The organism is Streptomyces sp. NPDC005728, from assembly GCF_040630895.1.
Taxonomy (GTDB): domain Bacteria; phylum Actinomycetota; class Actinomycetes; order Streptomycetales; family Streptomycetaceae; genus Streptomyces.
Genome location: NZ_JBEXYL010000014.1, coordinates 87,317 through 113,706, shown reverse-complemented (window position 1 = coordinate 113,706; position 26,390 = coordinate 87,317). Strand labels below are relative to the sequence as shown.

Here is a 26,390-nt window from a genome sequence, read left to right as displayed (position 1 = left end):
CGGAGGATGCGGGCAGCACCTCGGATCGGTCGGGCGGTCAGGGTCCCGGCGTGGCTGAAAGCGCATGACCCGGAGCTGGCCGCCACCCGCAGGGCCGCGCGCACGGCCGTGGTGATGCCCACGCTGTTCGCCCTGTGCAGTGAGGTGTTCCACTCGCCGGCGATGGCGACCTTCGCGGCGTTCGCCTCCTTCTCCATGCTGCTGCTCGTCGAGTTCACCGGACCGATGGTGCAGCGGCTGCGCGCCCATGTGGGCCTGGCGGCAGCCTGGCTGCTGCTCATCTGCCTCGGCACCGTCGCGGCCCGGGTGAGCTGGGTCGCGGTCGCCGCCACGGTCGCCGTCGGCTTCCTCGTGCTGTTCTCGGGCGTCGTCAGTTCCGTGCTCGCCGGGGCGTCGACCGCACTGCTGCTCGCCTTCGTGCTGCCGGTGAGCTCGCCGGCGCCGCTGTCGCAGCTGCCCGAGCGGCTCGCCGGCGCGGGCCTCGCCTCGGCCGTGGCCCTGCTCGCCGTCTCGCTGCTGTGGCCGCGCCCCGCCGCCGACCCGCTGAACGCGCCGGCCGCCCGGGTGTGCCGTGCGGCCGCGGCACAGCTGCGCACCGACGCGTCCCGCCTGGCGGGCGGCGCCGAAGCGCCGAGCGTCCGCGCGTGCCGGGAGAACGCCGACGAGACCGCGATCGCCACCGCCGACCTGCGCACCGCGTTCGAGGGAACCCCCTACCGGCCCACCGGACTGTCCGCCGGCTCGCGTGCCCTGGTACGGCTGGTCGACGAGCTGACGTGGCTCAGCACGATCGTGGCGGACAGTGCTCCCCCGCCGGACGGCCACCCGGTCTGCGATCCCACGGCCCGTGCGGTACGGCAGGCGGCCGCCACCGTGCTGGAGCGGACCGCCGACCTGCTGGACGCGCCGAGCGGCTCCCCCGACGCGCTGCGCGCGGCGACGGCGCGGCTGCGCGCGACCATGGACCGCATGGAGCGCGGTGCCACAACCGTGCTGCCGGTGCACCTGCCCGCTCGCAGCACGCAGCCGGAAGCCCGTGCTTTCCTCGAGACGCTGGACCTGTCGTTCCGCGCCCAGGAACTGGCCTTCGCGACACTCCAGATCGCGGGCAACGTGGATCTGGCGGCAGCGGCGGAACGGCGCAGCTGGCCGGAGCGGCTGCTCGGCCTCGAACCCGGCGGTCCGGCCGAGCCGCTGGCCTCGGCGTACGAGCGGGCCGTGGCCCACCTGCGGCCCAACTCGGTGTGGCTGCACAACAGTCTGCGAGGCGCGGCCGGTCTGGGCATCGCGGTCACCCTGGCGGAGCTGACGGGCGTGCAGCACTCGTTCTGGGTGCTCCTCGGCACCCTGTCCGTGCTGCGCTCCAACGCTCTCAGCACCGGGCAGAGCGCGGTTCGCGCGCTCGGCGGCACCCTCGTCGGATCCGTCATCGGCGCCGGGCTGCTCCAGCTCATCGGCCACCACGGGACCGTGCTGTGGTTCCTGCTGCCCGTCGCCGTACTCGTCGCCGGCATCGCACCGGCCGCCGTGTCGTTCGCCGCCGGGCAGGCGGCCTTCACCATCACGCTGGTGATCCTGTTCAACATCGGCCAGAACCCCGACTGGCACATCGTGCTGCTCCGGGTCCAGGACATCGGCATCGGCTGTGCCGTCAGCGTGCTCGTGGGGCTGTTCTTCTGGCCGCGCGGCGCCGCGGCCGCCGTGGACCGGGCCCTGGCCGAGGCGTACACCGGCAGCGCCCGCTATCTGGCCGGCGCCGTCGAGTACGCGGTGGGCCGCTGCGGTGCCCGGCCCACCGCGGCGGACGCCCCGCTGGAGGAGGGGCGCGAGGCGGCGGCCGCGGCGCGCAGACTCGACGACGCCGTCCGCAGCTTCCTGGCCGAACGCGGCGCGAAACGGGTCTCCTTGGCGGACCTGACCACTCTGGTCACCGGCGTCGTCGGCCTGCGGCTCGCCGCGGACGCGGTGGTCGGGCTGTGGCAGCGCGCGGGCGTGCGGCACGCGGGAACGGAACGTGCCGAGGCACGTCTGGTGCTGCTCGACACCGCGGGCCATGTGACCGGCTGGTACCGGGATCTGGCGCTGAGTCTGGTCGGTCGCTCCGCCGTCCGGGATCCGCTGCCGAGCAGTCCGGCGGCCGAGGCGAGCCTGGTCGACTCGGTCCGCCGCGACCTGCGCGACGACGACGGCCGGGCCTCCGACACGGCGGTACGCATCATCTGGACCGTCGACCACCTCAACGCGGCCCGGCGCCTGCAACCGAGCCTGGCCGCCGCGGCCCGGCCCGAGGAGTCGGGTTGACCCGGGCGGTCCTCACCGGTCGGACACCGTCCGCAGGTACGCGCCGAGCCGGGCGACGGCCGACGGGTTGCGCGGGCTCTCGACCAGGTCGACGTAGTCCAGGGTGAAGATCCGCCGGTGCCTGACGGCGGAGACGTTGCGCAGGGGGGCGTACGACAGCAGGAACTTCCGCTTCTGCTCGGCGCCGACGTCGCCGTAGTCGCAGATCACGATGACGTCCGGGTTCCGTTCGACGATGCTCTCCCAGCCGACCGTGGTCCAGGAGTCGGCGACGTCGTGCATGACGTTGACGCCGCCGGCCCGGCCGATGATCTGGTCCGGGGCGGCGTAGCGGCCGGAGGTGAAGGGCTGGTCCTGGCCGCTGTCGTAGAGGAAGACCGTGGGCCGGCCGGCGCCCTTGGGTGCCTTCGCCTCGACGTCGGACGAGCAACAGGAGGGTCAGCCCGAGGACCACGGGCACGAGGGGAGTCCGGCTGGGGTGGGAACGTCGGCGCACGGTCGGGGCGGTCCTTCGCCTGGGGCCGCCTGGCGGACGTCACGGCAGGAGACAGCCTGTACGGCCGTGCCGGCCGCGGGTCCCCTCTCGCAGTCCACGGCGAGCAGTCAACGGGTCGCACCACCCACGGGCGATCGGGCTGGCGCGAGGAACAACCGTTCTCGCGCACACCGTTGCGGGTCAGCGCCGGACTCTCACCGGACTTCCCCCACGGGAGGCAAGGGGAGCCTAACAGAGCCCTCTTGGCTCGCCGGCGTCCCGTCGCTGCTCAGGCGGCCGGAAGGGTGTTCACGGCCCGGTCGAAGGCCGAGTCGCGGCCCTTGGTGAACTCCTTCTCGGTGAAGACCGGTTCGGTCAGGTGCGGCGGAATGCCCGTGCCGTCGAAGGTGCGTCCGGTGCGGGTCAGGAACTCCTCGTTCGGCAGGCCGAAGAGGATGCCGTCGGGGAGATAACGAAGCAGCACGTCGGAGAAGACGCCCTGGGTGGCCTGCCCGATGCGCACGGTCCGGCCGGGCCGGTCCAGGAGGGCCTGGGTGAAGGTCTCGCCCGCGCTCACCGTCGAGCCGCCGGTCAGGACGGCGACGGGGCCGGCGTAGCGGGGCGCGTCGGCCGGGACGACGGACACGGGCTCGGGGCGGGTGTGCCGGGTCGGGTCGGCCGGATCGTTGCGGGCTCGCTTGGAGTACGCGACGTAGGCGGTGTCGGTGAGGCGCCGGGCGATGCGGATGCCCAGGGTGTCGGAGCCGCCGCCGTTGATGCGCAGATCGATGATCAGCCCTTTCAGGCGTGCGCCCCGCCCGGGGGTCAGGACCGTGTTGAGCACACGGTCGAGTTCCGCCTGCTCGGCGCTGTACGGGGCGCCTTCGCCGGCGTATCCCCCGAAGCCGGAGATGCGGAGATAGCCCTGGTCGCCGGGCAGGTCGGCGTAGGTGATCCGGCCCCGGGCGAAGTCCTGGCGGTGGGACGCGTCCTTGAGGTCGCGGGCCACGACGAACTTCTTGACCCTGGCGTCCAGTTCCACGCTCGGCATCTCGGTGCCCGGCCGGACCGAGGAGAAGACGCGGTCGCCGTCCTTGATGCCGACGTGCGCGTCGTGCAGCGGACGCACCATCCGGCTGAAGAGGTCGAAGAGTTCCGTCCTGGTGGTGTCCTGGTGCACCTGCGGCCGGTACCGGTCGCGCACGGCGTGCCAGTCGACGCCCTTCGCCGCGAAGAAGGGGTAGTTCTCCTCGAAGGTCCGCCAGAAGACGTCGAACGCGGTACGGGGATCGTCGGACAGGACACGGGTGCAGTCGGCCGGCAGCGCGGCGATCCGCCGGAGCCCCCGATGGCCCGCCGAACTGTCCGCGGCGAGGGTGGCGTGGTCGCGGTCGTGCACGATCCGTACGGTCAGCACGGTGCCGTCCGTCGTCGTGTACGTCCCGGGGCCCGTCTGCCGCGAGGAGTCGCCCTTGACGCACCCGACGGATGTGGTCTGGTACTCCTGCAGGACTCCTCCGCCGAGGGTGAGAACGGTTCCGTAGCCGTCCATGCGCCACACGCCGTCGGTGCCCGGCGGGCCGGGCCGCGAGGCACCTGCCGCCGGGCCGGCGGACGCGGTCAGGGTGAGGGCGACGACGGTGGCCGTGACGATGCGCACGATGGGTCCTTCCGATACGTGCTTGCGGAGCTCCACCGTCGCCGATGGCGACGCGCCCGCGCCATCCGGTGAACCGGTGCGTCCGGGGTCGGGACAACCCCCGGGTGCGTCCTAGAGACCGGCCATGCTGTTCTCGGTGTCCCGGTCGCCCGTCGCCCCGTTCTCCAGCACGTCGGCGAGATCGCCGCCGGGCACGGCCGCCAGCCGCGGCAGCAGGCAGGACCAGAACTCCACCATGTGCTCCATCGGCAACCAGTCCCGGTCCCGGCTGCCCAGTACCTCGAAGCCGACCGTCGCGGCCACCACGGCCCCTGCCACGCACTCGGCCGAGACGCCGTCGGTCAGCTCCCCCTGCTCCTGGGCCCGGCCGACCACATCGCGCACCCAGCCGTGCAACGAGTCCAGCACGGCGGTTCCGGTGTCCCGCGCGGGGTCACCGCTCAGTGCGAACCCGGCCCGCACGACCGGGTCGGTCGCGCACGCGACCACCAGCCGGCGGATCGCGGCCACCAGCACCCCGAGCGCACTGCCGCCCGTGCTCCGGCAGTGGGCGGTCAGCTCCTCCACCGTGCGCGCCGCAGTGCTCTCGATCTCGCCTGCCAGGGCGTCCTTGCTCGGGAAGTGGAAGTGCAGGGCGCCGGCGCTCACCCCGGCCCGCTTGCTGATCGCGGGCAGGGACGCACGGGCGTATCCGTGGTGTGCGAAGGCTTCCGCCGCCGCGCGGAGGAGTGCCTCCCGTGTGCGAACCGCCCTTACCTGCTTGACCATGACGCATCCTCCTGGACCGGCGTGGTACAGAACCCACGCCCCTCGGCCCCCGTCTAACCGCGTGTTCAGTATGTTTCCGGGTGGTCCGATGCGGCAAGACCTGACGGGGCGCCAGGAGGAAAACACCGAGAGCTGCCCAAATTCCCCTGCCCGGGCGGCAGTCCGCCACCCTGCCGTGCAACAAGCAAACCGCGTACCTGGTTTGACTGTCCGCAGCGAGGGGCCCGGGTGAACGGACGTGACCACGACGGCTTCCCCGGACACGCAGAAGTCCGCTGCCGGCGTGGGCAGCGGACTTCCGGCGGGCAGACCTGCCCGTGCGCTCAGGACGCCGACGGACGCAGCACCACGGGCAGCGAGCGGTACCCGTTCAGCATGAAGGTCGGCAGCGGGGCCAACTCATCCGGCGGGCAGGCCAGTTCCACGTCGGGGAACAGGTCGAAGAGCCGGGAGAGGGCGGAGGCCGCCTCGATCTCCCCGAGCGGTGCGCCGAGGCAGCGGTGGGTCCCGTGGCCGAAGCCGAGGATGTCGCGGTCGCCGGTGCGCAGCAGGTCGAAGCGGTCCGCGTCCGCGCCGTGCCGGTCGGTCTCGTGGCCGCCCGCGGCGAAGTTGACGAGGATGCAGTCGCCCTTGCGGATCCGTACCCCGTCGAGATCGATGTCCTCGACCGCGAACCGCATCGGCGCGTACGCCCCGGGCGTGTGCATCCGCATGGTCTCGGCGATCACGTCCGGCCAGGTGGCGCGGCCCGCGCGGAGGTGTTCCAGCTGCTCGGGGTGGGTCAGCAACGCGCCGGCCGCGTTGGTGATGAGGGTCGCGGTGGTGTCCTGACCGGCTGCGATGAACATGAAGAGGGAGCCGAGCAGTTCCTCCTCGGTGAGCCGGTCGCCGTGGTCGCGGGCCGCGATCAGGGAGCTGGTGAGGTCGTCGCCCGGCTGCTCCCGCTTCGCCTTGACGAGTGCGGCGAGCCGCCCGAAGGCCTCCAGTCGGGCGGCCTCCATCTCCCCGCCGCTCACGGTGGAGCTGAACACCGTGCTGAGCGCCGAGGACAGGGCGTCCGTGTCGGCGCCCTGCGGGACACCGAACAGCTCGCAGATGACGCGCAGCGGCAGCACCTCCGCGTACGTGGTGCGCAGGTCGACCGGCGTACCGGGCGGGAGGTCGGCCAGCTTGCCGAGCAGTTCGGCCGACAGTTCCTGCACACGGGGGCGCAGCGCCTCGGAGCGCCGCGCGGTGAACGCGCCGGCCAGCATGCGGCGCAGCCTGGTGTGGTGCTCCCCGTAGGCGAACAGCATGTTCTCGTTCGCCACCCACGGGTAGAGGGGCCACTCCTCGGTTATCTTCCCTTCGATGAACGGCGGCCAGTGGAGGCGGGCGCTGCGCGAGACACGCGGGTCGGTCAGCAGCTGCTCCACGTACGTCTGCCCTACGACGGCCCAGGCGCGTACGCCTCCCGGCAATTCCACCTGGACCGCGGGGCCTTGGGCGCGCAGCATCGCGGCCTCCCCCATGTGGTCCTGGCCGGTGAGGTCCAAGGCGTAAGGGCAAGCGGTGTTTTCCATCGGTGTGCTCCCTGGGTCGGTCCTGCATCACGATGTTGCGTTGCGACGTGCCCATGGCAGCGATGTCCGCTTTCCCGCACCCGGCGGATGCCGGCGTCCGTGGCCTGCGGAGAGATCCGGTTCAGCCGGCGGCCGGAGCCTTCTCCGGTTCCCGGCGCAGCTCCATGGCCTCCGCGTAGACGCGCTCGCCCCGCTCCGGCGACATGTCCAGTCGCACGAGCACCGCGGGGACGGCGATGCTGCTCATCAGGTGCCGGTAGAGGTCGACCACTCGCTCCATCAGGTCGCCATGGTCGTTCATGATCTTGGAGAGCACCTGCGCCCCGGTGAACGCGGCGACGAACGCCTTCGCAGCGGCCTGGACGTCGACCTGGGGCAGCAGCTCTCCGTTCACCTTCGCCCGCTCGAGCAGCTCGGCGTTGTGGGCGACCCAGGAGGCCATCGGCACACGTCGGTCGAGTCCGTCGTGCGGTGATCCCTGGTCCACGGTGAGGCGGATGCTGCCGCGCACCATGGGGTCGCCCGAGCTGAGCAGGTGGGCGAGGAGGAAGCCTGCGTCCAGTCCCTCCTGGAGCACCAGTTCCCGCGGCGGTGAGTCCGGCACGGACTTCAGCTGGTCGGTCAGTACCGCCTGGGCGAGCTGCTCCTTGGAGGAGAAGTGGAAGTACAGGGCACCCTTGGTGACGTTCGCCCGATGGAGGATCTCCGAGATGGTCGCGGCCTCGTAGCCGACGTCGGCGAACACGTCGGCGGCTGCGACCAGGATGTTGCGTCTCGTCCTGATCGCTCGTTCCTGCAGGGCCACGGCACATCCTCCGCATCGGCTTCACGGACCGGTCGGCCAGAAAAAGAGACCGATAGGTACGTATCGTGCCACCGGAGAAGATGGCCTTTCAAGCATGCGAACGCCCCCTCCTCACCCTGCGCGCGGGAACCCCCGAGCCGTCGCTGACCGCCACAATAAAACCTGTCGCCCGGTATTTCAACGCACCAGCAGTGGCTGGGTGTGCAGAAATGGCCACCAAGTCAGACCGGAATTGAGCCTGCCGCTTCGTTCTGAGGCCGGAAAGCGCTTGCGGGCCCTTCGAGTTCGGCCACCGTTGGCAGAAACGTGGCTTGATTAGCAAACCGGGAGGTCCGTATCTTCTGACTCTATGCAACCCTATCCTTCTGGATCTGCGACCACGGGAGCGGGTCATGACCCTTCTGACACCCCAGGCAGACGTTCCCTCCTCGCCGGACATCGAGAACGGTGACATGAAACAGGAACCTCGTCCGGACATGTCCCGAGCTGGAGAGCTGACCCGGCTGCTCTTCGAGGGCGACGACCGGGAACGCACCCACGGGATGTGGCGTGACCTCATTGCGAAGGACACCTTCCGCCACCGGCCCGGGCTCGACTCGGCCGAACGCGCCGCCCTCTCCTACGAGTGGCTCCGCCTGGTGAACGACACGGCCGGAGGAGCCGAGCGGCTCGCGAACGACCCGGAGCTGCTGGCGGGCCTGCACGAGTGGGCGGCGATCGTGGACGGCGGCGGGGGCCTGTGCACGGTGGCGAGCATCCACTACAACCTCTTCCTCGGCAGCCTCCTCGACCATGGGGGCGCCGAGCGGCGCGACCTGTCCGACTTCACGACGCTGCGGCGCACCGGCACCTTCCTGTGCACCGAGCTGGATCACGGCAACGACGCCTCCGCCCTGGAGACCACCGCCGAACTGGATCCGGCCACCGGCGGATTCGTACTGAACACACCGCACTCCGGTGCCCAGAAGTTCATGCCCAACACCAGCATGACCGGCGGTCCCAAGAGTGCCGTGGTGGCCGCCCGGCTCATCGTCGAGGGGCGGGACGAGGGCGTCTTCCTCTTCCTGACCCCGCTGAGCGACGAGCGGGGCCTGCTGCCGGGGGTGCGGGTCCGCCGCCTGCCCCTGCGCTCCGGGGCCCCGGTGGACCACTGCCTGACCGCGTTCGACCGCGTTCCGCTGCCGCGCGAGGCCCTGCTGGAGTCCGACCACGGCCGCCTGGACGCCGACGGCCGCCTCCACAGCAGCCTCGGCAACCGGCGCAAGAGGTTCCTTCAGTCCATCGGCCGGGTCACGATGGGCAAGCTGTGCATGAGCAGCGCCGCCGTCGGCGCGACCCGGGCCGCGCTCGCGATAGCCGTACGCTACGGCGGCCACCGGCGGGTCAGCGGGCCGCGGGCGGGCGAGCGCATACCGGTCAACGCCCACCGCTCGCACCACGGACGCCTGTTGAAGGGTCTCGCCACGGCGTACGCGATGACCTTCCTGCATCGTTCGGTCCTCTCTCGCTGGGCCGCCCACCACGCCGACCGTGACGCCGGTGTGCGGGCGGAGACGGAACGGCTGATCGCCGTCGCCAAGAGCTGGATCACCTGGCGGGCCCGGGACATCACCATCGAGTGCCGGGAACGCTGCGGCGCGCAGGGCCTGTTCGCCGCCAACGGCCTGTCCGACTTCCCGCAGTACACCGAGGGCACCATCACCGCCGAGGGCGACAACCTGGTGATCTGGGTGAAGGCGGCCGCCGAGATGCTCTTCGAGTACCAGCCGCCCCGCCAGGCCCCCGAACATCCCGGCGGCGTGGAGCGGTTGACGGACCTCCGGCATCTGCGCAGGCTGCTGGCCCGGGCCGAGAGCACCTGGCAGGATCGGGCGCGGACGGCGCTGCGCCGGGGGCCCTCCGGGGATCCGGTGGAGCGGTGGAACGGCGCTTCCTCCGCCGCCCTGGAGATGGTCTCGGTGCACGCCCGGCTGCAGGCCGCGGACGCCTTCCTGGGCGCGGCCGCGGGGGCCGCGTCCTCCGAGGCCCGCGAACTGCTGGAGCAGCTCTGCCTGTTGTTCCTGCTCCAGCAGATCGGCGAGCACACCGGCGATCTGCTGGCGGACGGCCATCTCTCCGCCGAGCAGGTACGGGCCCTGCCCCAGCTCCTGGACGATGTGCTGCGGGGTCTCGCCCCGCACATGACGGACCTGGTCGACGCGTTCGACCTGCCCGCCGCGTACCTGGACGGGATCCCCCTGACCGGCTCCGGCGGCGTCTCGCTCGCGGACTTCACGACCGTGGCCGATTAGCCGCCGGGCTACGGGTACTCACAGTAGACGGGGCTGGTGTCGGTCTCGACGGGCACGCCGGGGACGGGGCCGTCGTCGGACCCTCCGCTGACGAACACGGCGCTCACCCAGCCGAGCCAGCCCTGCGGCGAGACGATCTCGACCCAGTAGTGGTTGTAGTAGGGCCCGTCGGCCACGCGGTCGCCCCATCGCTGGCAGTAGGCGTACACGTCGACGTCGGTGAGGCGTTCACCGGTGGCCAGGTCGCACGAGGTGCTGGCGCACTGGCGTACCCGCACCTGGCCGGCCCAGATGTGGACGGTCCTGCCCGAGGCGGCGGCCCGGGCGGGTGAGGGCGCGAGAGCGAGCAGCGCGGTGAGGCCGAGCACGGCTGCGAGCAGGGCCCGCGGGGAGAACGGACGAGTGATGGTCTTCGAGAACACGGGTGGTGCTCCTCTTCCTGAAGTTCCTTGCTCCGGAGGGGAGTTACGCCCTGGACACCGTGACCGCAGGACGGCGGTGTGCGCGGTCAGCGGCAGTCGGCGTCCGCCGGGACTGCGGGGACCGGCGCGTCGTCGGCTCCGCCGCGGACGTACACCGCGCTGATCCAGCCGATGGGTCCGCCCGCGTTGACCTGGACCCACCAGTTGTTGCGGTAGGGGCCGTCCGTCACCTCGCTGCCGGTGCGCTGGCAGAACGCCGTCACCCACCGCCTGCCGATCTGGGCCCCGCTGATCGGCGGGCACTCGGCGGACACCCGCGGGCAGTCCCGTACGTTCACCCCGGTCGCCCACACATACACGCTCGCGTCCGTCGCGGCGGCCTGCGCGGGCACCGCGCACAGCAGGGGCAGTGCCGCCGCGGTCGCCGCGGCACCGGCCGGCACTGCCCGGCGCAGGGCGCGGATCGTCGTACGAAGGTCGGTCGTCATCGCTCTCCTCTGTACGCCGCTCAGCGACGGGCGGTCGGCGAAGGCGGCGGCCGGGGTGTGTTGCCCTGTCGGTGCGGTGACGGTCCGGGAGGCGCGACCGTATGACTGCGCCGGCCGTTCGTTCCACGACAGGACGTCGGCCCATCGGCGTTGGCCGTCGACCCCTGAGCCGGCGGCCCGCTCACGTGAGGCGAGACCCTCGCCCTGGTCCCGCGGATCAGGTGTCCGCGAGGCCGCCGATCCAGGACTGGAGGCGTTCGCCCTGCGCGGCCATCAGGCCGGGGTCGCGCAGGGTGTTGGTGAGGACCGACATGCCCTGATAAGCGGCGACCAGCTCGACGGCGAGAGCGCGGGCGTCGGACCGGCCCAGTTCGGTGAACTGGCCCTCGACCCAGTCGAGCAGGGCCCGCATGACCTTGGCGGCGGCCAGGTCCAGGCCGTCGTCGCGCTTGTCCAGTTCCGTGGCCAGCGTGCCGAAGGGGCAGCCGAAGCGGGCCGCGGTCTCGCGCTCCTCGACCCAGCCGGCGATCAGCGCCCTGAGGCGGGTGGCCGGATCGGGGAGCGTCTCCAGTCGGGCCGTGAGCGTGGCGAGCCGGTCGCAGTGGGCCTCCACCGCGGCCTCGACCAACTGGTCCTTGGTCTTGAAGTAGTAGTAGACGTTGCCGAGAGGTACGTCGGCGGCGCGGGCGATGTCCCCGAGGGTGGTCTTCTCCACCCCCTGCTGATGGAAGACCTGCACCGCGGCTTCGACCAGGCGCTCGCGCTTGCCGCCCCGGCGGGACGAGGCGGCTCCGGCCGCCCTGCCGGATGTTGAGTCAGTCACCTGACTAAGGATAGACAGCGCCGGACGGATCCCCTACCGTAGGACTCAGTTAGTCAACTAACTAAATCGATGCGGAAGAGGAACGTCATGATCGTCGTAACGGGTGGCACGGGGAACGTCGGCCGGGCTCTGGTCGCACAGCTGGCCGCCGCAGGAGAAGCCGTGACCGCCGTGGCCCGGCACATCACCCCCGAGGACGTCCCGCCGGGCGTGCGGGCGGTCGCCGCCGACCTCGGACAGCCGGCCGGTCTCGCGCCCGCGCTGGAGGGGGCCAGAGCACTGTTCCTGCTGGTCGCCGGTGCCGACCCGGAAGGAATCCTGAAGCAGGCCGCCGCGGCCGGCGTCACCAAGGTGGTCCTGCTGTCCTCGCAAGGCGTGGGCACCCGGCCGCGCACCTACGCGCACGCCGCAGGCTTCGAGGCCGCCCTGGCCGGGTCGGGACTGGCCTTCACCGTGCTGCGCTCGGGCGGTATGGCCTCCAACGTGTTCGCCTGGGCCGAACCGGTACGGCAGCACCGCACGGCGGCGGCGCCCTTCGCCGACGTGGCGCTGCCGTTCGTCGACCCGGACGACGTCGCCGCGGTCGCCGCCGCCGTCCTGCGCCAGGACGGACACGACGGCGCCACCTACACCCTGACCGGCCCGGAGGGGACGACTCCCCGGCAGCGTGCGGCCGCCCTTGCACAGGCCCTTGCCGAGCCGGTGACCTTCGTGGAACAGACCCTCGAGGAGGCCCGCACACAGATGGCGCGGTTCATGCCGAGCGCGGTGGTGGAGGGCACCCTGTCCATCCTCGGCGAGCCGACCCCGGAGGAGCAGCGAGTCAGCGAGGACGTCGAGCGGGTCCTGGGCCGACCCGCGACCTCCTTCGCGGTGTGGGCGGCACGCAACGCCAGGGCGTTCCGCTGACCCGGCGGGAACCCGCTCGGCGCACCGCTCACGGGATCTCCTGCTCCGCCCAGATGATCTTCCCCTCGGCTGTGTACCGGGCACCCCATCGGTGGGCGAGCTGGGCCACCAGGAAGAGGCCTCGACCGCCCTCGTCCGTACTGCGGGCGTGCCTGAGCCGGGGCGCGGTGCTGCTGCCGTCGGCGACCTCGCAGGTCAGGCGGGCGTCGCGGAGCAGCCGTAGCCGGATGGGCGGGTCCGCGTACCGGATGGCGTTGGTGACCAGTTCGCTGACGATGAGTTCCGTCGTCATGGCCAGTTCCCCAAGGCCCCAGTCCGTCACCTGGCGCGTCGCCTGGGCCCGGAGCCGTCCCACGGCGGCCGCCTCGGTGGGCACGTCCCACGACGCCACCCGGTCCGCGCCGACGGCGCGGGTGCGCGCCAGCAGCAGGGCGATGTCGTCGGGCTGCGGCACGGGCACCAACTGCTCCACGGCGGAGGTGCACAGGGTGCAGAGATCCGTCCCGGTCCGGGCCAGCACCGCGCCCAGTCGGGCCATGCCCGACTCCACGTCCCGGTCGGCCCCTTCGATGAGGCCGTTCGTGTAGAGGCCGAGGAGGCTGTTCTCCGCCAGCTCGATCTCGGCGGCTTCGAAGGCCATGCCGCCCAGCCCGAGCGGCGGCCCGGCCGGGATCTCCGGAAAGCAGACGTGTCCGTCCGGTCCGACGACGACGGGCGGCGGATGTCCGGCCCGGGCCATCGTGCACCGCCTGGTGACCGGGTCGTAGACGGCGTAGAGGCAGGTCGCGCCGATGAAGGTCGCCGTGGTCCGGGTGGCCGGGTCGCGGCCGGCGTCCTCGTCGCTCAGCCGGAGCACGAGGTCGTCGAGGTGGGCGAGCAGTTCGTCGGGGGGCATCTCCATGTCGGCGAGGGTCTGCACGGCGGTGCGCAGCCGGCCCATGCTGGCCGCCGCGGCGATGCCGTGGCCCACCACGTCACCGACGACGAGGCCCACGCGTGCGCCGGACAGCGGGATCACGTCGAACCAGTCGCCGCCGACGCCGCCGGTCGGGTCCGCCGGAAGGTAGGCGGAGGCGACCTCCAGTGCCGTCCCGCCCGTCAGGGCCTGGGGCAGCAGACTGCGCTGCAGGGTGACGGCCGCGGTGTGCTCCCGGGTGTACCGGCGGGCGTTGTCGACGCACACCGCCGCTCGCGCCACCAGCTCCTGGGCCAGCAGGACGTCGTCGGGCCCGAACGGGACCGGGTTGAGCGATCGGGCGAAGGTGGTGAGGCCCAGCGCCGTGTTCCGCGCCCGCATCGGCACCGAGATGAGGGAGTGCAGGCCGAACTCGCGGATGCGGGCCGCTCGCACGGGCTGTTCGGTGGCCCACGCGGCGTCGGAGGGGTCGAGGAGCGGGATGTGGATCGGCTCGCCGCTCATGAGGAGGTTGACGTCACCGGGCGGCGGCAGGAAGTCCACCTCGTCGCCGACCCGGGCCACCGCCTCAGGGCAGCCCTCCCGCGCCGACTGCAGTCCCGCGCGGCGCATCGCCGGCCGTGCGGGCGCCGGTCCGGCATCGGTCAGCCAGGCTCCGTGGCCCTCGGTGCTGAGGACGGCTTCCAGCAGGTCGACGACGACGAAGTCGGCGAAGCGCGGGACCGAGAAGTCGGCAAGTTCCTGGGCCGTCCGCAGCACGTCGAGGGTCCTGCCGATGCTGGTGCCGGCCTCGTTGACCAGGGACAGGAGGTGGCGGGCGTGCCACCGCTCGGTGACGTCCTGGACCATGTAGCCGAGCGCGGTGACGGAGCCGCCGGCGTCCACCAGCGGAAAGAAAGAAGTGGAGTAGGCGTGCCGGCGGTGCGGGTCGGACCAGCTCCATCCGACGTACTCGTAGTCCGTCACCGGGTCCCCGGTGGCCAGCACCTTGCGCATCAGCCCTTCCAGGGTCTCCGCCTGCAGACCGGGCAGCAGCTCGCTCAGCCGGCGCCCGAGCCGCTGGTCCCGCGGCACACCGCCGAACCGTTCCAACGTGTCGTTCAGCCACACATAGCGCAGTTCCGGATCCATGACGGCCATGCCGACCGGCGAGCGGGCGAGGAACCCGTCGAGGACGGACCGGCCCACCGCCCACTGCGGGCGCTGCTCCCGTGCCGAGAGCAGAAAGCACTCCCGGTCACCTATCCCGAAGGACGCCGAGACCCGCAGATCGATCTCCAGGCGGCGGCCGTCCCGGTGCCGTACGGGGACGAGACCGTTCCAGCCCATTCCGGCGCGGCACCGCTCCGCGATGCCCGCGGCGCGGGCCGGGTCCCCGGGCACGGCCAGCAGGCGCGCGGCGGGACGGCCCATGACCTCCGGCGCGGAGCGGCCGAGCAGCGCCTCCGCACCCCTGGTCCAGCCGACCACGATGCCGTCCGCCGAGATCACCGCCGCCGCGTCGGTGGAGGCGTCGAAGGCATCACGCGGCGCCACGGAAGGGGACGCGTCGACACCTTTTCGCCCAGATTCCATCTGTTCCATCCTCTGTCCTCACCATGGTCCTGCTTGTCCGCCGGTTGTGCACGGGCCGGTCCTGGGGTTGGGGCGGGCGGAGTGCTGGAGGCAGCATGGAGGTACCAGTCACCAGCCCTCGGTGTGCGGCCGTACCGGCACGGACGGGTGACCGGCCGGTGGAGGTGGATCTGCATGGCAGTGGAATCCCTGCGCGCCGACGACGAGTACGGCGCCGAGCCACCCCGGCCCACCGGCCTGCTGGACGTCCTGAGCGTGGCAGCGGTGGCACTGGACACCCGGGGACGCGTCGTCTTCTGGACCCCGCAGGCCGAGGACCTGTTCGGCTACACGGCGGAGGACGTCCTCGGCAAGTACGCGGCGCGTCTGCTCATCCGGCCCGAGCACCTCCAGGCCGTGGTGGGCATGTTCACCGAGGTGCTGGACACCGGCCGGGGGTGGGCCGGTGCCTTCCCCATCCGGCACAAGGACGGCAGCAGCCGGCTGACGGAGTTCCGCACCATGCGGCTGCTGGACGACCTCGGCGACGTGTACGCCCTGGGCATCGCGGCCGACCACACCCTGCTCCAGCGCGTCGAGACCGACCTGGCCCTGTGCGAGCGGCTGATCAACCAGTCCCCGATCGGGCTGGCCCTCATGGACCCCGACCTGAAGTACCTCCTGGTCAACCCGGCGCTGGAGCGGATCGACGGCATCCCCGCCGAGGACCACATCGGCCGGCACCTGCGGGAGACCCTGCCCTTCCCCGACGTCGACACCGTCGAGTCCGCGCTGCGTCAGGTGCTGACCACCGGGAGGCCCCTGCTCGACCAGTACCACGTGGGCCGTCCCCCGGCCGATCCCGACCACGAGCACGCCTGGTCGCTGTCGTTCTACCGGTTGGAGGACCCCGGCGGGCGGATCCTGGGCGCGGCCGCGTCGGTCGTCGACGTCACCGAGCGGCACCATGCGGCCGCCGAGGCCGACCGGGCCCGGCGGCGCCTCGCGCTCATCGCCGACGCCTCGACCCGCGTGGGCACCACACTGGAGGTGGAGCAGACCGCCCGCGAACTGGCCGACATCTGCGCGCCCGTGCTCGCGGACGTGGTCGCCGTGGACGTCCTCGACTCCGCGCTGGCCCTCCGTCGCGCCCGCCGGCCGGACAACGGCCCGGAGCTGTTCCGCGCCCTCGCACTCAAGGCGGCCCAGCCGACCGAGGCGCTGCGCGCCGCCGACCCGCCCGGCGACGTGGCGGCGTACGAGGGTGACCGGCTGGTCACCCTGTGCGTCCACACCGGCCGGCCGGTCCTGGTGCGCCATGTCAGCCCGCGGGATCTGCGGCAGATCGCCCGGGACGCCGAGGCGGGCGCCATCCTGGCGCAGGCCGGCGTGCACTCGTATCTGGCCGTGCCGCTGATCGCGCACGGCGAGATACTCGGTGCGCTCGATCTCAAGCGCACCAGTAATCCCCTGCCCTTCGACGAGGACGACGTCGTCCTGGCCGCCGAGCTGGCCAGCCGTGCCGCCGTGGCCATCGACAACGCCCGCTGGTTCCAGAGCGTGCGCAACACCGCGCTCACGCTCCAACGCAGCCTGCTGCCCGACCACTCGCCGCACCACACGGGCCTGGAACTCGCCTCCCGCTACCAGCCCGCGCAGGCCACCAGCGAGGTCGGCGGCGACTGGTACGACGTGATCCCGCTTGCCGACGACAAGACCGCGCTGGTGGTGGGCGATGTCATGGGCAACGGCATCGACGCGGCCGCCACCATGGGCCGGTTGCGCACGGCCACCTGTGCGTACGCGGACCTGGACCTCGCCCCGGGCGCGGTGCTCCAGCACCTCGACAAGATCACCTGCGATCTGGAGCACTACATCGTCACGTGCCTCTACATGGTCTTCGACCCGCGCACACGGCAGTGCACGATCGCCAACGCGGGACACATGCCGCCCGCGCTCGCGCGGCCCGGCCGGGCGCCCGCGTTCCTGGAGCTGCCCACCGCGGCACCGCTCGGTGTCGGCGGCATCCCGTTCGAGACCACCACGACCGAACTGGTCCCCGGCGACCTGCTGGTCCTGTACACGGACGGTCTCGTGGAGACCCGGCAGCATCCCATCGACGACCGCCTCGACGTCCTCCTCGGTTTTCTCGACGAGCCGCCCCGGTCGCTGGAGCAGACCTGCGATCTGCTGCTGCACGGCCTGCGCCATCCCGACGACCACGACGACGTGGCCCTGCTGGTCGCGCGGGCCCTGTAGTCCGGGTTCGCGGGACCCCATCCGCTTGGTGCGGTTCGCCCGTCGGTGCGACTCTGGGTGGAGAGGTGTCCGAGGAGCGGAACCCAGGAGGGCCGATGGGACGGGACGTCCCGGCGCTCGTCTTCACCCGCGAGGACCGCCGCCGGTACCGGATCAAGATGCAGGAGTGCCTCGACGCCCTCGCGCAGATGCTGCGCGATTCGCGGTTCGAGTCCGAACGGCCTCAAGTGGGGCTGGAGATCGAGCTGAACCTGGTCGACGACCGGGCCGAGCCGGCGATGCGCAACACCGACGTGCTGGAGGCGATCGCGGATCCCGCCTGGTCCACCGAGCTGGGCCGGTTCAACCTGGAGATCAATGTTCCGCCGCGCGGGCTGACGACGGGCGGTCCCGACGCCTGGGAGTCCGAGATCCGCTCCGCGCTCAACCACGCGGACGAGCACGCGAGATCGGTGGGCGCGCGCCTGGTCATGGTCGGCATCCTGCCCACGCTGCGCCAGGAGGACATCGGCGAGGCGTCCCTGTCGGAGAACCCGCGCTACCGGCTCCTCAACGACCAGGTCTTCGCGGCCAGGGGCGAGGACCTGCGGATCGAGGTGGACGGCGTCGACCGGCTGCGCACCTACGCGGACACCATCACACCGGAGGCCGCGTGCACGAGTACCCAGTTCCACCTCCAGGTCTCCCCGGAGACCTTCGCCGCCTACTGGAACGCGGCGCAGGCCATCGCCGGGGTCCAGGTCGGGCTGTCGGCCAACTCGCCGTTCCTGTTCGGCCGGGAGTTGTGGCACGAGACCCGCATCCCCCTGTTCGAGCAGGCGACCGACACCCGCCCGGAGGAGATCAAGATCCAGGGGGTGCGGCCGCGGGTGTGGTTCGGCGAGCGGTGGATCAACAGCGTCTTCGACCTCTTCGAGGAGAACCTGCGCTACTTCCCGGCCCTGCTGCCGCTCTGCGACGAACAGGACCCGGCGGGGACGCTGGACCGCGGGGACATCCCCGAACTCTCCGAACTCACCCTGCACAACGGCACCATCTACCGCTGGAACCGGCCGGTCTACGCCATCTCCCACGACCGGCCGCACGTCCGGGTGGAGAACCGGGTGCTGCCCGCCGGTCCGACCGTCGCCGACACCCTCGCCAACGGCGCCTTCTACTACGGGCTCACCCGCGCCCTCGTCGAGGAGGACCGCCCGGTGTGGTCGCGGATGTCCTTCTCCGCGGCCGAGGAGAACCTCCACACGGCGGCCCGGCACGGCATCGAGGCGCTGCTGTACTGGCCCGGCATGGGCGAGGTGCCGGTGCCCGAACTGGTCCTGCGCCGGCTGCTGCCGCTGGCGCACCGCGGACTGGCGCTCTCCGGCATGGACGAGGCCTGGCGGGAACCGCTGCTCGGCATCATCGAGCAGCGCTGCGTCACGGCTCGCAACGGGGCCGTGTGGCAGAAGGAGATGCTCCACCGCATCGACGCCACCACCCATGCCGGCCGCCACGAGGCGCTGCGGCGGATGACACAGCAGTACATCGACTTCATGCATCTCAACGCCCCGGTCCACACCTGGCCCGTCGACTGACGAACCCCGCCCGCACATTCCGGATGCCGGTCCGGACGATCACCGTTAGGCTCCTGCAGCGCTTGTCGGGGAACGGCTGAGGTGGGGGAACATGGTTGACGATTCCGCGTCCGAGAAAGAGCGGAGACCGGTGGTCCAGGCACTCGCGGCAGTGCTGGTCTTTGCGGGGATCGCGGGAGTCCTGTGGGGGCAGAAGGAATTGCAGGGTTCCTCGGACCAGGGGCCGGCCACCTGCTCCCACGACGATCACAAGCCCGGCGGCGGTCGCGTGTCCGCGGCCCGGCTGTGTACGGCGCTGAACCGGTCGGACCTTCCCTCGCTCCTCGGGACACCCCAGGAACAGGCCGAGACCGCCTACGGGACCGAGAGTTCGGTCACGGACGCCGACGGCACGGAGACCCCCTCCCCCGAGGCGGAGGTCTCGCTGAAGACGTACTCCCTGAAGCTGTGGGCGTCGGACGACGATCTGCGGGTCGGCGAGCTGTCGGGGTTCATCGGATCCGCGGAGCCGCGGACGGTCCTCGGTCACCCCGCCGTGCTCTACTCGGACCACACCATCGCCATGAGGTTCAACCTCGGCGGCGGCAAGGTCGACACGAGCACCGGTGGTATCGCCCGTCATCTGCTGGTCGCCCGGGACGCCGAGGACGGGGGCGGTTCGTTCGAAGTCGTCATCTGGCGCCAGGACTCGATACCGCCCGACGACACGGCGCTGCTCCGCGTGGCCGAGCGGGTGCTGCCGACGGTCCCCGGCTGGACGGGCGGCTGAGGGCGGGCGCTCCGCCTCGCGCGGCCGCTCAGGCCTCGGCGAGCACGAGGACGAGCGGGATGCCCTGACACGGCACCAGACGCAGGCCGGCGTACTCGGCGGGCGTGGCCTCGATGAGCAGTGCGCCGAAGTCGGGGCCCTTGGTGAGGGAGCCGGCCAGGTGCGCGGGGTCGGCGGAGGCGGCGACCCGGCCGCGGGCGTTCACCAGGCGGGCGGGCCGGGGCAGTTGCCGCAGGAGAGGGAGTACGGCCGCCTCGAAGTGCCGCAGGTACACGTCGGCCGCGGCGACCCCGGCGAAGCGCCCGTCGACCTCGACCGGTGCGGACAGGGTGAGGCTGTACTCGTCGGAGCAGAGGTAGTCGACGTACGGTCCGGCCACGGCGCGGCGCCCGGTGTCGCGGGGCAGGGCGAACCAGTCCCAGTGCGTGTAGTCCGAGTACGCCGAGTGCCCGGGGTCGAGGTCGAGCAGCAGCGGTCGTACATCGCCGTCGGCGCCCGTCTGCCACCACTCCAGCCAGGCGGGTACGTCGGTGAGCAGGCCGGGAGCCGCGACGAAACCGACGCCGGAGACCAGTTCCTGGCGGGCCAGCCGCTGGTGCAGCCCGGGGCGGAGGGCGGCGAGGTCCGCGCTCGCGGGGCGCCGGCCCTGCGCGGCCACCTTCGCGAGCAGGGCCGCCGTGTCGGCCCGGGTGGCGGCGACGGCCTCGAACACCGTCTCCAGCGCGCCGCCCGCCTGGGAGGCCACCCGTGCCTCGGCGTCCGTGTCGGGGTTCGCCGTCGTCACGGCCGTCACAGCCGCCGAAGCGGCCTGCCCGGGGCTCCAGCTGATGGTGTCCTCCAGCGGGACGGGAACCGGACGCGGCGCGTTCAGAGGGTGAGACGTACGGCGACGAGCCGCGCCGTGGACTCCCTGACGCACCGCTCGGCCAGTGTGCCGGCCGATTCGTGGGCCCCATCCTGCACGGCCGAGATCACGGAGCGGTGACGGTCCGCCACTTCTTCACGATATTCGTCGCCCCCGAGCACCAGGCACAGCAGCGCACCCACCTCGCTCTGGAGGGCCACCTGCTCGCGGGTGAGCCGGGCGGACTGGGCGGCCGCCGCGAGTTCCACGTGGAAGCGGCCGTACAGGCGGCTGCGCGTCGCCGTCTCGTCCGCGTGCGCCAGCTCCTCGGCGGTACGGCGCAGGGGATGGAGGTCGTCGGGCTCCGTGCGCTGTGCGGCCAGGCGGGCGGCGGCGCCGGACAGGGCGGCCCAGTGGTCGCCCAGGTCGCGCAGTTCCTCGGTGCTCCAGCCGCGCAGACGTGCCGTCAGCCGGTCGTCGGCGGGGACCTCGGGCAGGGCGACGAAGCTGCCGCCGCCGCGGCCCCTGCGGGTGGTGACCAGGCCCTGCTGGCGGAGGGCCATGAGCGCCTCGCGCAGGGTCACCGTCGAGACACCGAGCTGTCCGGCCAGTTCGCTCTCGCCGGGGAGTTGCTCGCCGTCGGCGAGGAGACCCAGTTCTATGGCGTCGCCGATGCGGCGGACGACGGTGTCCACGCGGGCCCGGTTGTCGACCGGGCTGAAGACGGCCCTGCGGGCGCCGCCGGCCGTTCCCCGGGCGCCGCCGTCGATCTCGTGCTGCCTCACGGCCACCACCTTGTGCGTTGACTCAAGCTTTACCCTGAGGGGACCTTGAGCTTAGAACTATGACTTCATATGTTTGCGGTCAACGTAGAGCGCGCCAGAAAGGTTCCCGCATGGAGGGAATTGCGATCCGGCTGCAGGACCTGCGGAAGTCGTTCGGGGAGACGACCGCCGTGGCCGGGGTGGACCTGGAGATCCGGGACGGGGAGTTCTTCTCGATGCTCGGCCCCTCCGGTTCCGGGAAGACCACGGTCCTCAGGCTCATCGCCGGGTTCGAGACCCCCACCGGGGGCCGGATCGAGCTCGCCGGACAGGAGGTCACCGGTCTGGCCCCCTTCGAACGGGACGTGCACACCGTCTTCCAGGACTACGCCCTGTTCCCGCACATGACAGTCGAGCAGAACGTCGCCTACGGGCTCAAGGTCCGCAAGGTCGCGAAGGCCGAACGTCTGGTCCGTGCCCGCAAGGCGCTCGCCGAGGTCCGCCTCGAAGGCTACGGCCAGCGGCGCCCCGCCCAGCTCTCCGGCGGGCAGCGCCAGCGCGTCGCCCTCGCCCGCGCCCTCGTCGGCCGCCCCCGGGTCCTGCTGCTCGACGAACCCCTCGGCGCCCTCGACCTGAAACTGCGCGAACAGATGCAGGTCGAACTGAAGGAACTCCAGCGGGAGGTGGGCATCACCTTCGTCTTCGTCACCCACGACCAGGAGGAGGCGCTGACGATGAGCGACCGCATCGCCGTCTTCGACCAGGGCCGCATCGCCCAGGTCGGCACCCCCGCCGAGATCTACGAACGCCCGGCCACCGCCTTCGTCGCCTCCTTCGTGGGCACCTCCAACCTGCTCGAGGGCGAGGCGGCCCACCGGGTCGTCGGCACGCCCGGCACGTACAACATCCGCCCGGAGAAGATCCGCGTCCTGAAGGAGTCCGCCGAGGCGGACGAGCCCGGGCACGCGACCGTCACCGGCACCGTCGCCGAGGTCGTCTATCTCGGCGACGCCACCCGCTTCATCGTCGATCTCGACGGCGGTGGCCGCCTCACCGCCCTCCAGCAGAACCTGGAGACCTCGTCCGAGGACGTGGCCGGCTACCGCGGCGCCCGGGTCCGCCTCCAGTGGCATCGCGGCCACGCCGTCCGGATCCCCACCTGAGTCCCCGTCCCCGAACCCCCCGCTCCGCGCAAGGTTCCCTCACCGATGGAGAACGTCGTGCGAATCACCCGAACCCTCCTCGCCGCGGCAGGCGCCTCCGCGCTGCTGCTCACCGCCGCCTGCGGCTCCTCCGGCTCCGGCGGCTCCTCGGCCACCGGCCTCAACCCGCCCGACCTCAAGGCCCCGACGAAGCTCGGCACGACCGAGGGCCAGGTCAACCTGATCGCCTGGGCCGGGTACGTCGAGGACGGCTCCAACGACCCCAAGGCCGACTGGGTCAGCGACTTCGAGAAGCAGACCGGCTGCCAGGTCCACTCCAAGGTCGCCGCCAGCTCGGACGAGATGGTCAAGCTGATGAAGACCGGCGAGTACGACGCCGTCTCCGCCTCCGGGGACGCCTCCCTGCGCCTGATCGCCTCCGGCGACGCGGCCCCCGTCAACACCGGCCTGGTCCCCAACTACAAGGACGTCTTCAGCGGACTGAAGAACGGCGCCTGGAACTCCGTGGACGGCCAGATGTACGGCATCCCGCACGGCCGGGGCGCCAACCTGCTGATGTACAACACCGAGAAGGTGAGTCCGGCGCCCACCTCGTGGTCGGCGGTCTTCGAGGACGCCCCGAAGCACAAGGGGCACGTCACCGCGTACGACTCGCCGATCTACATCGCGGACGCGGCGCTGTATCTGAAGGCGACCAGGCCCGAGCTGAAGATCAAGGACCCGTACGCGCTCGACCAGAAGCAGTTCGACGCCGCTGTCGCGCTGCTGAAGAAGCAGAACGCGGACATCGGCGAGTACTGGAGCGACTACCTCAAGGAGATCTCCGCCTTCAAGAGCGGGGACTCGGTGGTCGGCACCACCTGGCAGGTCATCGCCAACCTCGCCGCCGACGAGGGCGCCAAGGTCAAGGCGTTCGTCCCGAAGGAGGGCTCGACAGGGTGGTCCGACACCTGGATGGTCTCCGCGAAGGCCAAGCATCCGAACTGCGCCTACAAGTGGCTCGACTGGATCGTCTCCCCCAAGGTCAACGCCCAGGTCGCCGAGTACTTCGGCGAGGCCCCGGCCAACTCCAAGGCCTGCACCGAGACCAGCGACAAGAACTTCTGCACGACCTACCACGCGGCCGACGAGGGCTACTGGAAGAACATCGCCTTCTGGAACACCCCCATCGAGCAGTGCCTGGACGGCCGCAAGGACGTGAAGTGCGTGCCGTACGCGAAGTGGGTGCAGGCCTGGACCGAGATCAAGGGCTGAGCCGTGACGAGTGAAGCGACGCCCGCCGCCGGACGGGGCACCGTCCGGCGGCTCGCCGGAGCGCTGCACACGAGACCCCGGCTCCGCCTGGCCCTGCTGCTCGCCGCCCCGCTGCTGTGGCTGACCGTCCTCTACCTCGGCTCGCTGACGGTCCTGTTCGTCTCGGCGTTCTGGACGACGAACTCCTTCACCTCCCAGGTGGTGAAGGTCTGGTCGACGGACAACTTCCACACCCTGTTCACGACCCCGGTCTTCCGCCAGGTGATCCTGCGCAGCGTCGGCGTGGCGCTCGCGGTGACCGCGCTGTGCGCCGTGATCGCCTTCCCGGTCGCCTTCTACACCGCGCGGGTCGCCCGGCCGAAGTGGCGCCCGCTCCTCGTGGTGGCGATCCTCACCCCGTTGTGGGCGAGCTACCTGGTGAAGGTGTACGCCTGGCGGCTCATCCTCTCCGAGGGCGGCCTCGCCGACTGGACGCTCAGGCCCTTCGGCCTCAGCGGGCCGGGGTTCGGGCTGCCCGCCACCGTGCTCACCCTGACGTACCTGTGGCTGCCGTACATGATCCTGCCGATCCACACGGCCCTCGAACAGCTCCCGGCCGATCTGCTCGACGCCTCCGCCGACCTCGGCGCGAAGGCAGGCCGCACCTTCCGCTCGGTGGTACTGCCCATGGTGCTGCCGTCGGTCGCCGCCGGCTCCGTGTTCACCTTCTCCCTGAGCCTCGGCGACTACATCACCGTGCAGATCGTCGGCGGCAAGACCCAGCTCATCGGCAACCTCGTGTACTCCAACATCGAGCTCAACCTGCCCATGGCGGCCGCGCTCGGCACCGTACCCGTGCTCGTGATCGTCCTGTACCTGCTGGCGATCCGCCGTACGGGCGCCCTGACCAGCCTGTAGGAGGAGAGCGCCATGCATCTCGGCCGCACCGCGCGCATCGCCCTGCGCACCGGCGCCGCACTCGGCTTCGCGATGATCTACGTCCCGCTGCTGCTCGTCCTCGTCAACTCCCTGAACCCCGACCGCAGTGCGAGCTGGCCGCCGCCGGGGCTCACCCTGCACTGGTGGTCCGTGGCGCGCGACAACTCCGGTGCGCGCGAGGCCCTGTGGGTGTCGGTGAAGGCGGGCCTGGGCGCCACCGCCATTGCGCTCGTCCTCGGCACGCTCATCGCCTTCGCGGTGGCCCGGCATCGCTTCTTCGGCCGGGACACGGTGTCCTTCATCGTGGTCCTGCCGATCGCGCTGCCCGGCATCGTCACGGGTATCGCCCTCAACTCGGCGTTCGGCACCGTCCTGCAGCCGCTCGGCGTGGGTCTCGGGCTGTTCACCGTGATCGTCGGCCACGCCACCTTCTGCATCGTGGTGGTCTTCAACAACGTGGTGGCCCGGCTGCGCCGTACGGCCGCGTCCTACGAGGAGGCGGCGATGGACCTCGGCGCGACCACCTTCCGCGCCTTCGCGGACGTCACCTTCCCGCTGGTCCGCTCCGCGCTGCTGGCCGGCGCCCTGCTCGCCTTCGCCCTGTCCTTCGACGAGATCGTCGTCACGACCTTCACCGCGGGGCCCGGCATCGAGACCCTGCCCGTCTGGATCTTCGACAACATGACCCGGCCCCAGCAGGCTCCCGTGGTGAACGTCGTGGCCGCCGTCCTCGTCCTGCTGTCGGTCGTCCCGATCTACGTCGCCCAGCGGCTGTCCGCGGACACGGCGACGTCGAGCCGGGTGTGAGCGGATCCCGGGTCATGCGACCGGCTTCGGCGGCGGACGGGTGCGGGCTTTCGTAGGCTGAGAGTGCCCGAGCCTCCCCAGGGAGGTGTTCCCGCAGGCGGGAGACGGTCGTGATCGAACTGGCCGCGGCGTTCGCCGTCGCGGGAGCAGCGAGCAACGCCGTGGGCACCGCGTTCCAGCGCAAGGCGGCATCCACGAGCCGACGCGGCGGGGTACGGATCCTGGCGGAGCTGATACGCCGGCCGGCCTGGCTGCTCGGCATGGCCGGTGTGATCGGCGCCGCGCTGTTCCAGAGCCTGGCCCTGGTCAACGGGCCGCTGGCGCTGGTGCAGCCGCTCTTCATCCTGGAGCTTCCCTTCGCCCTGCTGGTCGCCGGACCGCTGATGCACCGCCGCTTGCCCCGCTCGGGCTGGCGGGGTGTCGGCGGCGTGGTGACGGGCCTGGCCGTCCTGCTCGTCGCGGCCGCCCCGCACGGAGCCACCGACCAGGCGCGGCTCGTGCGCTGGCTCCCCGCACTCGGTCTGTGCCTCGGGGGCATGGCCGCGGCGATCCTGCTGGCCGGCCGGGGGCACGCGGCGGCCCGCCGTGCCGCGCTGCTGGCGGCCGCCTCCGCCACCGGCAACGCCCTGACCGCCGCGATGCTGAAGTCGGCCACGGGGACCTTCGCCGACCACGGCTTCCTCGCCTTCCTGCGGTCCTGGCAGACGTACGGCTTCGCGGTGATGGGTGCGGGCGCCGTGGTGCTGCTGGAGAACGCGCTGCAGGCCGGTCCGCTGGCCGCGTCGCAGCCCGCGCTGACCATAGGCGACGCCATGGTGAGCCTGGCCCTGGGCATCACCCTGTTCGACGAGCGCATCCGCACGGGCTGGTGGCTGGTGCCCGAGGTGTGCGGTGCCGTGCTCATCGTCGTGGGCGTGGTGGTACTGAGCCGGGCTGCACAAAACCTGACTGTCCGTTAAATCCGGCAAAGAGTAATCGGTCCGGCATGGTGCCGAATAAATACCTCGCAATGTCCTCTGCGGCCCACACGAACTGTTAACGGTCCAGTTGCGAAGGTTCACCTA

Annotated in this window: 21 protein-coding genes, 1 pseudogene and 1 riboswitch; of the genes and pseudogenes, 11 read left to right on the top strand and 11 right to left on the bottom strand. The window is 71.6% G+C overall.

The genetic code is table 11. The annotated features are described in order from the left end of the window. Positions 1-6: 6 nt before the first annotated feature. A complete protein-coding gene (locus tag ABZ471_RS12925) occupies positions 7-2,301 on the top strand; it encodes an FUSC family protein (protein WP_359065536.1) in 2,295 nt (764 codons plus the stop codon). A gap of 12 nt (positions 2,302-2,313) precedes the next feature. On the opposite strand, the pseudogene ABZ471_RS12920 reads toward ABZ471_RS12925, so the two are convergent. From ABZ471_RS12920 to ABZ471_RS12900, 5 genes and pseudogenes are all read right to left on the bottom strand, one after another. Then, positions 2,314-2,724: pseudogene (locus tag ABZ471_RS12920) on the bottom strand (ABC transporter substrate-binding protein); the annotation flags it as partial. A gap of 184 nt (positions 2,725-2,908) precedes the next feature. After that, positions 2,909-3,044, bottom strand: a riboswitch (cobalamin riboswitch). Between the two features lie 21 nt (positions 3,045-3,065). Further along, complete coding sequence (locus ABZ471_RS12915) at positions 3,066-4,436, bottom strand: S41 family peptidase (protein ID WP_359065534.1); 1,371 nt, start codon at positions 4,434-4,436, stop codon at positions 3,066-3,068. Positions 4,437-4,547: 111 nt separating this feature from the next. Continuing rightward, positions 4,548-5,204: a ScbR family autoregulator-binding transcription factor gene (locus tag ABZ471_RS12910; RefSeq protein WP_359065531.1), complete on the bottom strand. Its 657-nt coding sequence runs from the start codon at positions 5,202-5,204 to the stop codon at positions 4,548-4,550. Positions 5,205-5,527: 323 nt separating this feature from the next. Then, on the bottom strand, positions 5,528-6,766 hold the full coding sequence (locus ABZ471_RS12905; RefSeq protein ID WP_359065529.1) for a cytochrome P450: 1,239 nt from the start codon (positions 6,764-6,766) through the stop codon (positions 5,528-5,530). A gap of 121 nt (positions 6,767-6,887) precedes the next feature. Beyond that, positions 6,888-7,571: a ScbR family autoregulator-binding transcription factor gene (locus tag ABZ471_RS12900; protein WP_359065527.1), complete on the bottom strand. Its 684-nt coding sequence runs from the start codon at positions 7,569-7,571 to the stop codon at positions 6,888-6,890. A gap of 392 nt (positions 7,572-7,963) precedes the next feature. Between ABZ471_RS12900 and ABZ471_RS12895 the strand changes: the two genes are divergently transcribed. Further along, entirely contained in the window at positions 7,964-9,862 is a 1,899-nt protein-coding gene (locus ABZ471_RS12895; protein WP_359065525.1) for an acyl-CoA dehydrogenase, read from the top strand. A gap of 8 nt (positions 9,863-9,870) precedes the next feature. On the opposite strand, the gene ABZ471_RS12890 is transcribed toward ABZ471_RS12895, so the two are convergent. The 3 genes from ABZ471_RS12890 to ABZ471_RS12880 form a co-directional block, all read right to left on the bottom strand. After that, positions 9,871-10,284 carry a hypothetical protein gene (locus ABZ471_RS12890; protein WP_359065523.1) on the bottom strand — a complete coding sequence of 138 codons (414 nt, stop codon included), beginning with the start codon at positions 10,282-10,284 and terminating at the stop codon, positions 9,871-9,873. Between the two features lie 86 nt (positions 10,285-10,370). Continuing rightward, positions 10,371-10,772, bottom strand: coding sequence for a hypothetical protein (locus ABZ471_RS12885; RefSeq protein WP_359065521.1), 402 nt, complete (start codon positions 10,770-10,772; stop codon positions 10,371-10,373). 217 nt (positions 10,773-10,989) lie between these two features. Beyond that, positions 10,990-11,595 carry a TetR/AcrR family transcriptional regulator gene (locus ABZ471_RS12880; RefSeq protein ID WP_359065519.1) on the bottom strand — a complete coding sequence of 202 codons (606 nt, stop codon included), beginning with the start codon at positions 11,593-11,595 and terminating at the stop codon, positions 10,990-10,992. 87 nt (positions 11,596-11,682) lie between these two features. On the opposite strand from ABZ471_RS12880, the gene ABZ471_RS12875 reads away from it, so the two are divergent. Beyond that, positions 11,683-12,504: an NAD(P)H-binding protein gene (locus ABZ471_RS12875; RefSeq protein WP_359065517.1), complete on the top strand. Its 822-nt coding sequence runs from the start codon at positions 11,683-11,685 to the stop codon at positions 12,502-12,504. Positions 12,505-12,532: 28 nt separating this feature from the next. Here ABZ471_RS12875 and ABZ471_RS12870 read toward each other — a convergent pair whose 3' ends face one another. Beyond that, entirely contained in the window at positions 12,533-14,995 is a 2,463-nt protein-coding gene (locus ABZ471_RS12870) for a SpoIIE family protein phosphatase (protein WP_359065515.1), read from the bottom strand. 174 nt (positions 14,996-15,169) lie between these two features. Between ABZ471_RS12870 and ABZ471_RS12865 the strand changes: the two genes are divergently transcribed. From ABZ471_RS12865 to ABZ471_RS12855, 3 genes are all read left to right on the top strand, one after another. After that, positions 15,170-17,233, top strand: coding sequence for a SpoIIE family protein phosphatase (locus ABZ471_RS12865; RefSeq protein ID WP_359065513.1), 2,064 nt, complete (start codon positions 15,170-15,172; stop codon positions 17,231-17,233). Between the two features lie 95 nt (positions 17,234-17,328). After that, positions 17,329-18,807 (top strand): glutamate--cysteine ligase, encoded by a 1,479-nt coding sequence (locus tag ABZ471_RS12860; RefSeq protein WP_359065511.1) that lies wholly within the window; start codon positions 17,329-17,331, stop codon positions 18,805-18,807. A gap of 91 nt (positions 18,808-18,898) precedes the next feature. Beyond that, positions 18,899-19,576 (top strand): DUF6215 domain-containing protein, encoded by a 678-nt coding sequence (locus ABZ471_RS12855; RefSeq protein ID WP_359065509.1) that lies wholly within the window; start codon positions 18,899-18,901, stop codon positions 19,574-19,576. 28 nt (positions 19,577-19,604) lie between these two features. On the opposite strand, the gene ABZ471_RS12850 is transcribed toward ABZ471_RS12855, so the two are convergent. Both ABZ471_RS12850 and ABZ471_RS12845 read right to left on the bottom strand, forming a co-directional pair. After that, positions 19,605-20,360, bottom strand: coding sequence for a cache domain-containing protein (locus ABZ471_RS12850; RefSeq protein ID WP_359065506.1), 756 nt, complete (start codon positions 20,358-20,360; stop codon positions 19,605-19,607). Between the two features lie 83 nt (positions 20,361-20,443). Beyond that, the gene (locus tag ABZ471_RS12845) at positions 20,444-21,205 is read right to left on the bottom strand and encodes a GntR family transcriptional regulator (protein WP_359065505.1); all 762 of its coding nucleotides are present in this window, start codon (positions 21,203-21,205) and stop codon (positions 20,444-20,446) included. Positions 21,206-21,315: 110 nt separating this feature from the next. Here ABZ471_RS12845 and ABZ471_RS12840 point away from each other — a divergent pair, with 110 nt between their 5' ends. The 5 genes from ABZ471_RS12840 to ABZ471_RS12820 all read left to right on the top strand — a co-directional run bounded on the left by ABZ471_RS12840 (position 21,316) and on the right by ABZ471_RS12820 (position 26,285). Then, positions 21,316-22,347 (top strand): ABC transporter ATP-binding protein, encoded by a 1,032-nt coding sequence (locus ABZ471_RS12840; protein WP_359065502.1) that lies wholly within the window; start codon positions 21,316-21,318, stop codon positions 22,345-22,347. Between the two features lie 57 nt (positions 22,348-22,404). Next, positions 22,405-23,601, top strand: coding sequence for an ABC transporter substrate-binding protein (locus tag ABZ471_RS12835; protein WP_359065500.1), 1,197 nt, complete (start codon positions 22,405-22,407; stop codon positions 23,599-23,601). Positions 23,602-23,604: 3 nt separating this feature from the next. After that, entirely contained in the window at positions 23,605-24,498 is an 894-nt protein-coding gene (locus ABZ471_RS12830) for an ABC transporter permease (RefSeq protein ID WP_359065498.1), read from the top strand. Positions 24,499-24,510: 12 nt separating this feature from the next. Continuing rightward, positions 24,511-25,326 (top strand): ABC transporter permease, encoded by an 816-nt coding sequence (locus ABZ471_RS12825; RefSeq protein ID WP_359065496.1) that lies wholly within the window; start codon positions 24,511-24,513, stop codon positions 25,324-25,326. A gap of 110 nt (positions 25,327-25,436) precedes the next feature. Beyond that, positions 25,437-26,285: a DMT family transporter gene (locus tag ABZ471_RS12820; RefSeq protein ID WP_359065494.1), complete on the top strand. Its 849-nt coding sequence runs from the start codon at positions 25,437-25,439 to the stop codon at positions 26,283-26,285. Positions 26,286-26,390: the final 105 nt, after the last annotated feature.

Excerpts from the sequence above, each read along its gene's own strand:
- ABZ471_RS12840 (WP_359065502.1), top strand. The coding sequence starts at position 21,316 with ATGGAGGGAATTGCGATCCGGCTGCAGGACCTGCGGAAGTCGTTCGGG.
- ABZ471_RS12925 (WP_359065536.1), top strand. The coding sequence starts at position 7 with ATGCGGGCAGCACCTCGGATCGGTCGGGCGGTCAGGGTCCCGGCGTGG.
- ABZ471_RS12885 (WP_359065521.1), bottom strand. The coding sequence starts at position 10,772 with ATGACGACCGACCTTCGTACGACGATCCGCGCCCTGCGCCGGGCAGTG.
- ABZ471_RS12870 (WP_359065515.1), bottom strand. The coding sequence starts at position 14,995 with ATGGAATCTGGGCGAAAAGGTGTCGACGCGTCCCCTTCCGTGGCGCCG.
- ABZ471_RS12910 (WP_359065531.1), bottom strand. The coding sequence starts at position 5,204 with ATGGTCAAGCAGGTAAGGGCGGTTCGCACACGGGAGGCACTCCTCCGC.
- ABZ471_RS12855 (WP_359065509.1), top strand. The coding sequence starts at position 18,899 with ATGGTTGACGATTCCGCGTCCGAGAAAGAGCGGAGACCGGTGGTCCAG.
- ABZ471_RS12895 (WP_359065525.1), top strand. The coding sequence starts at position 7,964 with ATGACCCTTCTGACACCCCAGGCAGACGTTCCCTCCTCGCCGGACATC.
- ABZ471_RS12905 (WP_359065529.1), bottom strand. The coding sequence starts at position 6,766 with ATGGAAAACACCGCTTGCCCTTACGCCTTGGACCTCACCGGCCAGGAC.
- ABZ471_RS12875 (WP_359065517.1), top strand. The coding sequence starts at position 11,683 with ATGATCGTCGTAACGGGTGGCACGGGGAACGTCGGCCGGGCTCTGGTC.
- ABZ471_RS12865 (WP_359065513.1), top strand. The coding sequence starts at position 15,170 with ATGGCAGTGGAATCCCTGCGCGCCGACGACGAGTACGGCGCCGAGCCA.
- ABZ471_RS12860 (WP_359065511.1), top strand. The coding sequence starts at position 17,329 with ATGGGACGGGACGTCCCGGCGCTCGTCTTCACCCGCGAGGACCGCCGC.
- ABZ471_RS12825 (WP_359065496.1), top strand. The coding sequence starts at position 24,511 with ATGCATCTCGGCCGCACCGCGCGCATCGCCCTGCGCACCGGCGCCGCA.